12 protein-coding genes are annotated in these 12,760 nt (G+C 26.5%); 5 read left to right on the top strand and 7 right to left on the bottom strand.

Features of this window, described 5'->3' with window-relative positions; translation table 11 throughout:
* Positions 1–73: 73 nt before the first annotated feature.
* The 3 genes from ACH36K_RS05205 to ACH36K_RS05195 all read right to left on the bottom strand — a co-directional run bounded on the left by ACH36K_RS05205 (position 74) and on the right by ACH36K_RS05195 (position 3,810).
* Complete coding sequence (locus tag ACH36K_RS05205) at positions 74–1,153, bottom strand: diguanylate cyclase (protein ID WP_411169897.1); 1,080 nt, start codon at positions 1,151–1,153, stop codon at positions 74–76.
* Positions 1,154–1,279: 126 nt separating this feature from the next.
* The gene (locus ACH36K_RS05200) at positions 1,280–2,398 is read right to left on the bottom strand and encodes a Ger(x)C family spore germination protein (RefSeq protein ID WP_411169896.1); all 1,119 of its coding nucleotides are present in this window, start codon (positions 2,396–2,398) and stop codon (positions 1,280–1,282) included.
* A 2-nt stretch (positions 2,399–2,400) separates the two neighbouring features.
* Complete coding sequence (locus ACH36K_RS05195) at positions 2,401–3,810, bottom strand: spore germination protein (RefSeq protein WP_411169895.1); 1,410 nt, start codon at positions 3,808–3,810, stop codon at positions 2,401–2,403.
* A 137-nt stretch (positions 3,811–3,947) separates the two neighbouring features.
* Between ACH36K_RS05195 and ACH36K_RS05190 the strand changes: the two genes are divergently transcribed.
* From ACH36K_RS05190 to trpS, 4 genes are all read left to right on the top strand, one after another.
* A complete protein-coding gene (locus tag ACH36K_RS05190; protein WP_411169894.1) occupies positions 3,948–5,042 on the top strand; it encodes a GerAB/ArcD/ProY family transporter in 1,095 nt (364 codons plus the stop codon).
* 179 nt (positions 5,043–5,221) lie between these two features.
* Positions 5,222–5,377, top strand: coding sequence for a zinc-ribbon domain-containing protein (locus ACH36K_RS05185; RefSeq protein WP_411169893.1), 156 nt, complete (start codon positions 5,222–5,224; stop codon positions 5,375–5,377).
* 115 nt (positions 5,378–5,492) lie between these two features.
* A complete protein-coding gene (locus tag ACH36K_RS05180; RefSeq protein WP_411169892.1) occupies positions 5,493–5,639 on the top strand; it encodes a hypothetical protein in 147 nt (48 codons plus the stop codon).
* Between the two features lie 324 nt (positions 5,640–5,963).
* Positions 5,964–6,989: a tryptophan--tRNA ligase gene (gene trpS / locus ACH36K_RS05175; protein WP_411169891.1), complete on the top strand. Its 1,026-nt coding sequence runs from the start codon at positions 5,964–5,966 to the stop codon at positions 6,987–6,989.
* Between the two features lie 58 nt (positions 6,990–7,047).
* On the opposite strand, the gene ACH36K_RS05170 is transcribed toward trpS, so the two are convergent.
* On the bottom strand, positions 7,048–8,025 hold the full coding sequence (locus ACH36K_RS05170) for a winged helix-turn-helix transcriptional regulator (RefSeq protein ID WP_411169890.1): 978 nt from the start codon (positions 8,023–8,025) through the stop codon (positions 7,048–7,050).
* Between the two features lie 191 nt (positions 8,026–8,216).
* Positions 8,217–9,086 carry a UTP--glucose-1-phosphate uridylyltransferase GalU gene (gene galU, locus ACH36K_RS05165; RefSeq protein ID WP_411169889.1) on the bottom strand — a complete coding sequence of 290 codons (870 nt, stop codon included), beginning with the start codon at positions 9,084–9,086 and terminating at the stop codon, positions 8,217–8,219.
* A gap of 429 nt (positions 9,087–9,515) precedes the next feature.
* On the opposite strand from galU, the gene brnQ reads away from it, so the two are divergent.
* Positions 9,516–10,787, top strand: a complete 1,272-nt coding sequence (gene brnQ / locus ACH36K_RS05160; RefSeq protein ID WP_411169888.1) for a branched-chain amino acid transport system II carrier protein — start codon at positions 9,516–9,518, stop codon at positions 10,785–10,787.
* Between the two features lie 34 nt (positions 10,788–10,821).
* Here brnQ and ACH36K_RS05155 read toward each other — a convergent pair whose 3' ends face one another.
* Complete coding sequence (locus ACH36K_RS05155; protein WP_411169887.1) at positions 10,822–11,868, bottom strand: hypothetical protein; 1,047 nt, start codon at positions 11,866–11,868, stop codon at positions 10,822–10,824.
* The gene (locus tag ACH36K_RS05150; protein WP_411169886.1) at positions 11,849–12,745 is read right to left on the bottom strand and encodes an ABC transporter ATP-binding protein; all 897 of its coding nucleotides are present in this window, start codon (positions 12,743–12,745) and stop codon (positions 11,849–11,851) included. Before ACH36K_RS05150 ends, ACH36K_RS05155 begins: the two co-directional genes overlap by 20 nt.
* Positions 12,746–12,760 lie beyond the last annotated feature (15 nt).

The following is a 12,760-nucleotide window of genomic DNA, read 5'->3' as shown; positions in this document are numbered from 1 at the left end:
CTTGTTGAAATTATTTACAATATTATATTTAAAAAAATAAAAAGATAGAGAATTCCTTTTAATCTCTATCTTTTTACCTAAAAAAGTGCGAACTCATTACTTTATTCTTACCTGCATGTTTTGCTTTATAAAGATACTTATCTGCGCAATTTATAACTTCTTCTAAAGTTTCTCCATCATAAGGATAAAAACCTACTCCAAAGCTTGCAGTAACATTTCTAACAATTCCTTCTTTTAAAACAAAGTTTCTAGACACTGCTTCTCTGATTTTATCTATTCTTTCGTACACTCCTTCGGTGTCATTCATACAATCTATATATAATATTATTTCTTCTCCACCATACCTTGCAATTATATCTTGTTGATATAACCTATCTCTTATTATGTTTGCAGTTTCTATTAAAACCTTATCACCAAATTGATGCCCTAATGTGTCATTAACCCTCTTAAAATTATCTAAGTCAATCATAACTATAGCATACTTATCTACTCTTCCATTATCCAATCTTTCTTCTATAATTTCATAAAATGTCTTTCTATTATAAATTCCAATTAGTGCATCAAACTTCGCTGCCTTTTCTATTTTTTTATATAAAATAGAATTTTCTAAAGCAATTGCAATTTGACTAGCTATAGAACTTAAAAATATTTCATGAAACTCAGTTAAATAATTATAATGTGTATGATCAACAATTATATATCCTATGAATTTTTCTCCAACCTTAATTGGTACTCCCATTCTTGAGTGAATAAATATACCATTTAATTCATCTTTTACAATCGGTTCTTTTGAATTTACTATAAATGTTTTATTCTTACCTATGTTCCTCTTACACTCTTCTGTAAGCCCTATACTTTCCTTTGTTCCATTAGTAGCCTTTATTACAAATTTAAAATCTTCTAACAAGTATATAGTAGATTGTGTTACTCCTATAATTCCTATTATCATATCATTTATCATTTGTATTATATTCTTATTACTTAAATTTGAATTTATATAATTGCTAATTAATATTACATTAGAAAGCATATCAAGATTTTTTTCATATTGAACGTTAACACAACTTAATTCTTGTATTTTTTCTTCTGTGATTTTCTGATAGCTTTCGTACTCTGACTTAAGTTGATGATACTTAACTTTATAATCGTCCATACTCCCTCCCTATTTCATCTTACATAGTATGAATCGAATTCAGACAATCTATAGATTAATATTACTTTATTTTCCTTTTAATATCAATAGCTTTTTCTTACTGAAAATTTTTTAGCTAAACTATTGTTATAGACTATCTTTAATTAAGCTGCTTCCTTCAATTATTAAGTTAACATTAACTTCTAAATCTGTTTTCGAAATAGGATCAGATACTGCTGCTTTAGGATAATATATATCTAAAAGTCTTTCAACCTCAAAAACATCTAAATCTTTTTCTTTATACTTATTAAATATATCTTCAAGATAATTTTCTATTTCCTTTGCTTTAACCTCTTTTATATATTTCAACAATTCATTATCAACAATAAATCTATCTTGAGTTTCTGCAATTGATACTTTTACTTCTAAATTTTTAACTAACTTTATATTATCTCCATCTAATCTCAGTTTGCTCTCTGTGTTACTATCTAATACATCAAGAGTTATAAAACCTCTTTTTGATTGTGGATTAGACATTTCAAGGGTTCCTCTTTTAATCTTATTCATTAGTAAATTATAGCTCATAGCATCTTTTGCATCTATTCTTTCAACTAAAGTATTATCCTTTATTATAGCTCCTCCACCTATTTCTATTTTCTTGTCTAATGCATCATCTCTTATTTCAATTACTCCTACTATATATGTATCGCTAGCTGTTATTGAATTACTTAAGTAATCATTTATATTTGCTCTCATTGCTCTTGGGTTTCTTTTATTCTTATGAACTAATTCTTCTAAATATAACCCTAAATATTCTTCATCACTTGAAGTAACTTTTAATAAATCATCAACTTCACCAAAATATACAAATATATCTGGTTTAATTTGAAATTCTTGATTGTTATTTATTAAATCTACATATTTTTTAATTCCTTTTCTAGCTGCTTTTTCTGTAAATATATAAGCTCTATTTTGAGAATAATTCAACTCGTAACTAGAAGCTAAATTTACATCTCTTAATGCTTCTAAAGCCGTCTTTCCTACGCCCTTATATATTACTCTTTTTCCTTTATCTGAACTTTCATTAGTACTTCTATAAGGCTTTACACCATCTACATAAACTATAGCTCTATCGAACTCATCTGTATCAAAGATAACACTTGTTGCAAAGCTTACCTTATTTATATCTCTATAATTAAAACATCCAACTAAAAATAAAGGAATAAAAAATATAGTTAAAATCTTACTTAATATTTTAATTTTCATTTTTAGTTCCCCTTTTTTATTATATTCTTTGATATTTTTCCAAGGCCACCTCTTAAAACTACGTCTTTAAATCTATATTCGTTTATGCTTCCAACTGGAAATAAAAATTGATATCCAACTGAATCTAATTCTGCTAATTGTATTAATAGTAATAAAGCTCCACATAAAAATCCTGGTATTCCAAATGCAGCTGAAAATACAACTAATATCAATGCCCAAAAGGATACTGCTCCATAAAGTTTTGGAATTAAGAAATATGATAAAGTACTTAACGCTACTACTATTATTGTTATTCTTGATGCAATACCAGCACCTACTGCAGCATCTCCTAAAATTAATGCTGAAACTATGCTCATTGCTCCACCTATCGGTTGTGGTAACCTTAAACCTGCTTCTTTTATAAATTGAAAGGCAAGCATCATTAACATTACCTCAATAAATGTAGGAAATGGAACCCCCGCTCTAGATACTGCAAGTCTAAACATAAATAATGAAGGTATCATAGCAAAGTGATATGTTATTACCGCAACATAAAGTCCTGGTACTAATGTAGCTATAAAAAATGCAAACCATCGTAATATACGATTAAAATTTGTATAATATTTATTTAAATAGTAATCATCTGGCATTTGAAAATTTTCTAAAAAGAAGTATGGCGCTGTAATTACAAATGGTGTTCCATCAACAATTACTCCAACTCTTCCTTCTAATAATTTTGCACTAACTTCATCTGGTTTTTCTGTATAACCAACTGTATCAAAAAAGCTTTTTTGGTTTTTAAGGGCATCTTCTACATAATTAGTATCTAATATAAATCTTAAATCTAAATTATTTACTTTTTCCTTTATATTCTCTACTAATTCACTTGGAGCAACTCCATCTATATAACATACAGCTACTGATGTTTTAGATTGTTCTCCTACTACTACTGCCTCAAACTTTAAATTAGGATTCTTAACTCTTCTTCTTATTAATGCAATATTAGTTACCATTAACTCATTAAAGCCTTCTCTTGGTCCCTTTAAAACCGATTCTGTCTGTGGGGTTCCAACACTTCTTACTGGAAAGCCTTTTGTTTCTACATAAATTATCTCTTGAAAGTTATCAAATATTAATATAGGATCTCCTGATAACACATGCATTATTGCATCGTCTATATCTTTAGCAATATCTGTTGCATTTATGTCTAATGCATTTTCTATTACTTCTTTAGGAGAATTAATACTTCTACTATTAAGAGTCATTTCTCCAAATCTCCTTAATGGTAAAACTACATATTCGCTTATCATAGCCACATTACATAAATCATCAATAAATACTACTGTAGCCTTCCCTATTACTGTTTGGATTGGTCTATACTTAACATCAAAAGAGTTCTTTAATTTCTCTTTTACATATTCTAAATTATTCATATACATCACCTGATTGTATTATTTGTTGAAAAACTGTTTAATATTCATTTTTTTGCTAATACTAAATAATGCACAAAATCAATGCATTAGTGAAAATCTTAATTGTTAAGTATTAAATATTCAGAAAGGTGATAAAGATGAATAAAATTTCTAGTAAACATTTTATATTATTTATAATTGGAGTAGCCCTTATATCTGTTAAAACATATCCATCTATATTTGTTGACATAGGGGGAAGAGATACTTGGCTTGCATCATTAATAGCATCTATAGCATTTATAGTTTTCTTAATGTATATAATTAGTGTTTGTAAAACAACAAAAACCTACGATATAAACGATATATTTTATCGTTCCATGCCCAAATGGATAGGTATAATTTTAATGCTTATATTTTTATTAACTTTATTTATAAATGCAATTGAAGCAGGTGCCGTAGAAGCAAATGTATTACATTCCACACTTTTTCTTGAAACTCCTGTTTGGTATGCATTAATTTTTTTCCTTCTTCCATCTCTTTTTATTTTTAATAAAAAGCTAAAAACTATCTTAATCTTTGTCTTAGTTAGCGTATTTATACTTATAGTAAATGGAATAATATTTTTTATCTTATCTCAAAGCTATAAGGATATAAATAATTTACTTCCTGTAATTGGAAACGGAATTTCTATGGAATTTATAATTTCAAGCTTTCTTGTACTTGGAGGATTTTCTTCCTTTATGATAGCCCTACCATTTTTAAAGTACATAGAAAAATATGAAAATATAAGAAGACATACTTTTTACGCTGGAATTATTACCTCTGCCTTTGTAGTTATATCAATGATAGGAGTAATAACAGCCTTTGGTCCATTAAGGGCTGCAAATATCTTTTATCCAGAATTTATATTAGGTCAGAGAATTGAAGTTGCTGGTTTTTTAGAGTTTGGAGAACTATTTTTTATAGTTCAAACAGTAATAGGATTTTTTGTAAAATATGTTTTATCAACTTATAGCATTCTATTAATTTGTGGAAAATATATGAAAAATAAGCGTATTTTTATAGGCATATATACATTTCTAATATTTGTTTTTTCTAATTTTTTAGGAATGAATAATTATATACTTTATGATGCTTTAAAGTATTTACAAATACTTAATTTATTTAGTTTTATTTTAATACCTCTTATAGTATTTTCTTCTTATTACTTTAAATTTAAGTCTATGGAGAAGTTTTCAAAAAATTCTAAATAATTTATAAATATTTTTATTATATCTTATTGAAATAATTATACTTTATGGTATAATTATTTTGAAAATTTAAATGATTAGGAAAAATCTCGATACATTCTCTATCCCTTAAAGTTCATAGTACACCTTAAGGAAGAAGATTTATCAAGTTTATCCCTATGAATTTTAAGGAGGATTTTAAAATGGAAGATAAGAAAATAATTTGTAAAGATTGTGGAAAGGAATTTATTTTCACAGTTGGAGAGCAAGAATTCTACAAGGAAAAAGGATTTGATAACGAGCCAGTAAGATGTCCTGATTGTAGAAGAGCTAGAAAAGCACAAAACAATAGAAGATAATTCTATTTCTAAAGACTAACCTTCAATGGTTAGTCTTTATTTTATGTATTTTTTTTGGAAACTTGCATAAACTAAGTATCTAGACCTATCATTACATTATAGGAGGACTTACTTAATGAAATTTCTAAAAATATTTTTTAATATATTTGTTTTATTCACGTTAATTGCTTTAATATTTAAATTTTCAGTTTGGTCAATTAATATAATACTACTTTTATCTATGTTAGTATTATTTATTGACATTTTTTATGTAAAAGCTTAGATATTATTAATAAATAACATCTAAATTAAATTCTTGATTAATGTATTGGCATTGTAAAGATTTTTAATTTCTCCCTCTCTTAAAAATCTTTTTATATAAATTTTAATATTTATCATAATTTAAATTAATCTTTAAACATGCTTCTTATCTAAATTTTTTCCTCTTTATAAAACCTCAAATTAATTCATTACCACTTTCATATTACATCAATATTGCTACCTATAGTATTAATAACTTTAATATTAATCCATCCTTATTGACATCATAATTTTCCAAATCTATAATTAAGAATATAGTTATGGTTATAAATGTTAGTATGCACAAATGAAAGGAGTGCTTTATTTGGAAAGTAATACGGAAAAAAAGAAGGTTATTTTTAGTGGAATTCAACCCTCTGGTCAATTAACATTAGGAAATTATTTAGGAGCAATAAAAAACTGGGTTTCTCTTCAAGATGAGTTTGATTGTTATTTTTGTGTAGTCGACTTACATGCAATAACTGTTAAACAAGAACCAAAGGATTTAAGACAAAGAACTCTTGAAGTTCTTGCAATATATATAGCAGCAGGTATAGTACCTGAAAAAAATACTCTATTTATTCAATCCCATGTTCCTGCTCATAGTGAATGTGCATGGTTATTGACCTGCAATACTTATATGGGTGAACTTAGCAGAATGACTCAATACAAAGATAAATCTCAAAGATATGGAGATTCAATAGGAGCTGGATTATTTACTTATCCAGTATTAATGGCTGCAGATATCCTTTTATATAATACAGACTTAGTACCAGTTGGGCAAGATCAAAAGCAACATCTAGAAATTGCACGAGATATTGCTAATAGATTTAACAATACTTATAGCCCAACATTTAAAATACCTGATCCTTACATTCCAAAGGTAGGAGCTAAGATAATGAGCCTACAAGATCCAAGTAAAAAGATGTCTAAATCAGATGATAATCCTAATTCATATATTTTAATTATGGATCCACCTGAAGTTATCAGAAAAAAAGTTTCTAGAGCTGTTACTGATAGCCTAGGAATTATAAACTACTCTGATGAACAACCAGGTGTTAAGAATTTACTTGATTTATTAGTTGCAATTAAAGGATCAACACCAGAAAAACTTGTAGAATACTATAAGGATAAAGGTTATGCTGATTTAAAGAAAGATGTCGCTGACGCTATAGTTGGAGAATTAGAACCAATTCAAAATAAGGTTGAAGAAATCCTTAAGGATAAAAAAGCATTAGAGGATATCTATAAATTAGGTGCTGAAAAAGCAAATTATGTTTCAATGAAAACTTTAAGAAAAATGCAAAAGAAAATTGGGTTTATACCAAGATAAAGTGTAATAATAAAAAATTGACTTAAAGCTTTATTAATACTTTAAGTCAATTTTTTAATCATAAATTATCATTTTTATTAATGTTAGGAAATATATTATTTTTAATTTTATTATATTGCTCTAATGTATCTACTTCTCCCCACTTTAATGCATCTACTTTAACATATCCAACATCATAAGTTCTTGCTACATCTAACAATATGTATTCATAATTCACCATTGGATTTATGTTTTTACTAAATTCATCTAACATCAAATTAAACAATTTAAAAGAAAGTTTTGTTATTCCAACAAACTCTCCATCTATTTTATTAAATTGATGCATGTCTTTTCCTATTTTATACAAATAATTATTTCTGATTTCAACAAATGTTTCATCTCCAATTCCACTTACATCAGTTATTAAAGCGCAATCTCTTATTATATTATCAGTTAAAAATTTTATGGCTCTTTTCTCAAATACTAAATCGCTCTCAACTAATATAAAATCATCAGATATTATCCCTTTAGCACATGCTAAAGAACTCATTGTTCCAGTATTAATATAATTGGGATTATATACACAACTAACATTATCATACTTTGAGATGGCATTATTATATTCTTCTGATTTAAATCCTGTTATTATTAAAATCTTTTCTATTCCAAACTCCTTTAGTATACTTATAGTTCTCTCAATTATTAAATTATCACCTATTGGAAGCACTCCTGTTGGAATATTAAAATCCTTTTGTTTACCAGCTCCAAGAATAACAGCTTGTTTTACATTTTTTTTAATAGTAGAATCGTTTATATTTAACTTAGTCTCCATTGCTAATTCTATCCAATCTACTAATAAATCTTCACCTAATTTAGTTATTTCATATCTAACCCTCTTATCAACTAAATGTTTTTCTATAAATCCATTCTCAATAAACTCTTTTAATAAAGAATTTATTTTTCCCAGGGAAACTCCTGTTAAACTCGCTAACTTCCTTTGAGTTATAAATTCATTATCATTTATTTCTTTTAATATTTTAAAATTAATTTCTAGCATAATTCCTCCAAATAGAAATAATTTAATGTTATTATATCATAATAACATTAAATTAAACTTATTTGCAGTATTTAAATTTCAAATATAAACTTACTTTTTCAAAAATATTTTGATTAATAAGCTTACCTATATAAAAAATAAAAACTATGAAATATTTTAATTGTTTCCATAGTTTTTATCTTTATATAAACTTACTTATTCCAATCACCATTAGTTAAATATTGAATAAATGGCTCTCTAAGCTCTTCTCTTTTTAAAGCATACTCAACAGTCGCTTGTAAGAACCCAAGCTTATCTCCAACATCATATCTTCTTCCTTCAAAGTTATATGCATACATTGCTTCACTTTCTATTAATGTTTGCAATGCATCTGTAAGCTGAATTTCTCCCCCTTTTCCTGGAGCTGTATTAGTTAAGATTTCAAATATATGTGGTGTTATTATATATCTTCCTAATATGGCAACATTGCTTGGAGCTTCATCTATAGAAGGCTTTTCTACTAGCTTTTTAACCTTATAAACTCTGTCTTCTATATGGATTCCATCTACTATTCCATATTTATTTACATCTTCACGGGCTACTGTTTGAACTCCTAATATAGAAGTCTTATACTCTTTGTAGCAATCCATTAATTGCTTTAAACAAGGGACTTCTGAGTCAACAACATCATCACCTAATAAAACAGCAAAAGGTTCATTTCCAACAAAAGCCTTTGCACATAGTATAGCATGCCCTAACCCTTTAGGCTCTTTTTGTCTTATGTAATGGATATCAACAAGGTCTGATATATCTCTTACAAGCTCTAAAAGATCTTCTTTGTGATTTTTTTCAAGTTCCATTTCCAATTCTACGGACTTATCAAAATGATCTTCTATACACTTTTTGTTTCTTCCCGTAATTATAAGAATTTCTTCAATTCCTGATGCTACTGCTTCTTCTATGATATATTGTATTGTTGGCTTATCAACTATAGGTAACATTTCCTTTGGTTGTGCCTTTGTAGCTGGTAAAAATCTAGTACCAAGCCCAGCAGCTGGTATAATGGCTTTTCTTACTTTCATCTTTATCCCTCTCATTCATATATCTTTACATAATATAACTAAGTATAATTTTAACATATCTACTTATATAAAACAAATTGCATTTACTTAATTTAAATCACTTTACTATATTCAACTTTAAATTTTTCTAAATATATTATGAATTAACAATTTCATTTAATATCATGTGCTTTTTTTATAAAATTTATGAATTTAACAATTAAGTTTCTCTTAAATATCAATTTCATTATACCATTATTTCTCTTAAGTTTTAATTTAATAATTTATTGAATAATTTTCTTCATCATGGTAATATAAAAAATATACAATTTAACATTTAATAATAATAATATATTTTTATTATTAAACTATTATTAAATTATAAGTTTTGATAATAATTTGTTGTGAAATTAAATTCTGTTATAACTTTAAGTAAAGGAAGGTAAAAATATGAAGAAAAGTACGAAAGATTCCATTGTTGTTGGTTTTGCTCTATTTTCAATGTTTTTTGGAGCTGGAAACCTTATATTTCCTGCTTTCCTAGGAAATAAAATAGGAAGTGAATTTTTATTAGGAATTATAGGTTTTATATTTACAGGAGTTGGATTACCACTTTTAGCTATCCTTGCTTGTTCTAAGTGCAGTGGCACTTTTGAAGCTCTTGCTGGAAAAATAAATAAAAAATTTGCTATTATTTTTACAGCTGTGCTTTTTACAGCTATAGGGCCAATGCTTGGTATTCCTAGAACAGCTGCAACTACTTTTGAGCTTACAATAAATCCATTTTTCCCTAATATATCAGCATTTTGGGCAATGACAATTTATTTTGTAATAAATTTATTTTTTGTTTTAAAAAGTACTTCTATAATAGATACAATTGGAAAATACTTAACACCTGCTTTAATAGTACTGTTAGTAACTATTATTGTCAAAGGTACATTAATGCCTATAGGTCCTATATTAGAAACAAATGCTGTTTCTGTTTTTCCATCCTCATTATTAGAAGGATATCAAACTATGGATGCAATAGCAGCTCTTTTATTTGCTGGGATAATAACAAAGTCAATAAAAGACAAAGGATACAAAGAAAAACAGCTTTCACCAATGATCTTAAAATCAAGCCTTATAGCCGTTATTGGACTTGCATTTGTATATGGTGGATTAACTTACATAGGAGCACAAACTGTTAATTTAGCTCCATCTGACATAGGTAAAACAGCCTTATTAATCTTAATATCTAAAAATGTATTAGGCTCAATTGGTCCTGTAATAATTGGAGTTGCTATGGGCCTTGCTTGCTTGACAACATCTATTGGGCTATTAACTGCTGGTGCGACATTTTTTGAAAAAGTATCAAAAGGAAAGTTACCATATAAATTTAATGCTATAGTCCTAGCTATAATTAGTTTAGGTATTGCTACATTAGGAGTTGATAAAATAGTTCTTTTATCTGTACCTATACTTAATGTATTATATCCAGTTTCTATCACATTAATTGCAACTACTCTTTTATCAAAAGTTTTAAAGAATATAAGAGCTGTAAGACTTGGAGTATATACTTCACTAGCATTTGGGTTATTATTTGCAATTCCGGGATTAAATTTAAGTTTTATTCCCTTAGGAGAATTAGGCTTTGGTTGGGTTATTCCAACAGTAATCTCAATTATAATAGGATATATTATATTTACTCCAAAAACTAAAGAAGTAATTCAATTAGATTAATTTAAATAAAAGCTGTGCTAAAATAGTATAGCTTTTATTTGTATATCTTTTGTTTTTTCTTCCCCTTTAACCTTCTTAATATAAAATATGTTGCTATAGAAATCGTAAATATTAGTATCTTTCTTATGAAAAATAATTCTTCATACTGCAAATTATAATAATATATTTCATTTATTAATTCACTTAAAGTTGGTGATAATAATAAACCTGGAAAAGTAATCACCATAAGTTTTCCTATTTTTTTAGGAAAATCAAATATTATTCCTTCACTCATACTCTCAACTAACATCTTGTTAGTTAAATTCTTAGCTATTATTATAAAAATAATCCCTAATAAAATCAATGATATTGATATATAAATTATTTCCGAGTTTGATATAGGTATTTCATAATATGTTCCGCTCAAATATTGATAACATATGCCATATAAATATCGTAATCCTTTAATTTTTTCTTCACCAATATAAATATAATTAATATAAGCACTTGATTCAATATTAATTAGTATTGAAACTAGATAAATAAATATAAATACTAATGAACCAAAGAAATAATATATGTTAGAAAAAATTGAGTCAAAAAAACATAAAAATCCTATTACTATTGTAGATATACTAATTATTCTAATAATATCTAATAATATTAATTCATTTAAATTGCCAATATACACTACAAGCTCCCTATTTTCTAATACACTTTGTCCAATAATTATTAAATAGATAAATATATAAACTATATTTGAAATAATTAGCACTATAAATTCTCTTTTTCTTATATCCATTCGTGAAAATGGTCCAGCTAATAAAGTTGACCACTTTTTTCTTTTAAATATACCAGTTGCTATTATATAAACAATTATTAAATATAATACTAAAAAAAATAGTCCTTCAAAATTATAAATATACTTATTTAAATGCCCCCAATAACTATCATTATATAGATAACCTTTTAATGTATAATTAAACCAATTACTAATAATGCTCTTATTAATGAAAAATGATGCTATATAAATTATAATCAAAAAAGGAAATATATTAGAATCACCTTGATAAAATAGAGCCTTACCTAAATATTTCTTCATACTCCCCCTCCTTTTCGAGCTTATAAATGAATACTTCCTCTAAAGTTAAATCTATTTCATCTATAAATAAGGGATTAAATTTTTTCAATTGCTTTTTTAAATTATCATCATATTTTTCAGTAATTATTGTAAAGACTCTACCAACTTGAGATATATTAAATATCCCATTTATATTTAAATCTTCCTCATAAACTGGAATATCAAATGCAACTTGTATCTTTTTTATATTTTTCTTCATACTTTCTAAAGAATTATGATAATCAATCTTCCCATCATTTAATATAAGCACTTCATCGCATATCCTTTCAAGTTCACCTAAATTATGCGAACTTATTATAACTAGTTTTTCTTTTGTAGAAACCTCATTTATAATTATCTTTAATACCTTCTCTTTTAATATAGGATCAAGGCCAGATGTAGGCTCATCTAAAACTAACAAATCTGCATTTAAAGAAAAAGCCATCATAAGATTTACCCTAGCCTTCATACCTTTAGATAATTGAAAAAATCTTCTATTAGTAGGTATTCTAAAAACTTTATTTATACGATAAAACTTATCTTCATCAAAATTTTCATATATTTTTTTATAATAATTAATTATTTCTTTTAATGTTATTAAATAGAAACTGCTATGCTCATCTGGAACAAAGGCTATTTTACTTTTTGTTATTGGATTATCATAAACATCTTGTCCATCTAAAAAAATTGCTCCTTCAGTCCCTTTGTAAATCCCAACTATACTTTTGATTAAAGAAGTTTTCCCCATACCACTAGGTCCAACAATTCCTAACACCTTGCCTCTTTCAACTGAAAAGTTTATATTTTCCAAGACCATCTTTTCATTTAATGTAAGAGAAAAGTTTTTTACTTTTAGCATTTCTAAACTCTCCCT

Origin of the sequence: Clostridium sp. MB05, assembly GCF_046581255.1 — a bacterium.
Classification (GTDB): domain Bacteria; phylum Bacillota; class Clostridia; order Clostridiales; family Clostridiaceae; genus Clostridium.
The sequence above is the reverse complement of the archived record's forward strand: the minus strand, read 5'-3'. Positions and strand labels throughout refer to the sequence as shown.

What these genes read in the sequence shown, in the direction of transcription:
- ACH36K_RS05205 (WP_411169897.1), bottom strand. Translation starts at nt 1,153, where the DNA reads ATGGACGATTATAAAGTTAAGTATCATCAACTTAAGTCAGAGTACGAA.
- ACH36K_RS05200 (WP_411169896.1), bottom strand. Translation starts at nt 2,398, where the DNA reads ATGAAAATTAAAATATTAAGTAAGATTTTAACTATATTTTTTATTCCT.
- ACH36K_RS05195 (WP_411169895.1), bottom strand. Translation starts at nt 3,810, where the DNA reads ATGAATAATTTAGAATATGTAAAAGAGAAATTAAAGAACTCTTTTGAT.
- ACH36K_RS05190 (WP_411169894.1), top strand. Translation starts at nt 3,948, where the DNA reads ATGAATAAAATTTCTAGTAAACATTTTATATTATTTATAATTGGAGTA.
- ACH36K_RS05185 (WP_411169893.1), top strand. Translation starts at nt 5,222, where the DNA reads ATGGAAGATAAGAAAATAATTTGTAAAGATTGTGGAAAGGAATTTATT.
- ACH36K_RS05180 (WP_411169892.1), top strand. Translation starts at nt 5,493, where the DNA reads ATGAAATTTCTAAAAATATTTTTTAATATATTTGTTTTATTCACGTTA.
- trpS (WP_411169891.1), top strand. Translation starts at nt 5,964, where the DNA reads ATGAAAGGAGTGCTTTATTTGGAAAGTAATACGGAAAAAAAGAAGGTT.
- ACH36K_RS05170 (WP_411169890.1), bottom strand. Translation starts at nt 8,025, where the DNA reads ATGCTAGAAATTAATTTTAAAATATTAAAAGAAATAAATGATAATGAA.
- galU (WP_411169889.1), bottom strand. Translation starts at nt 9,086, where the DNA reads ATGAAAGTAAGAAAAGCCATTATACCAGCTGCTGGGCTTGGTACTAGA.
- brnQ (WP_411169888.1), top strand. Translation starts at nt 9,516, where the DNA reads ATGAAGAAAAGTACGAAAGATTCCATTGTTGTTGGTTTTGCTCTATTT.
- ACH36K_RS05155 (WP_411169887.1), bottom strand. Translation starts at nt 11,868, where the DNA reads ATGAAGAAATATTTAGGTAAGGCTCTATTTTATCAAGGTGATTCTAAT.
- ACH36K_RS05150 (WP_411169886.1), bottom strand. Translation starts at nt 12,745, where the DNA reads ATGCTAAAAGTAAAAAACTTTTCTCTTACATTAAATGAAAAGATGGTC.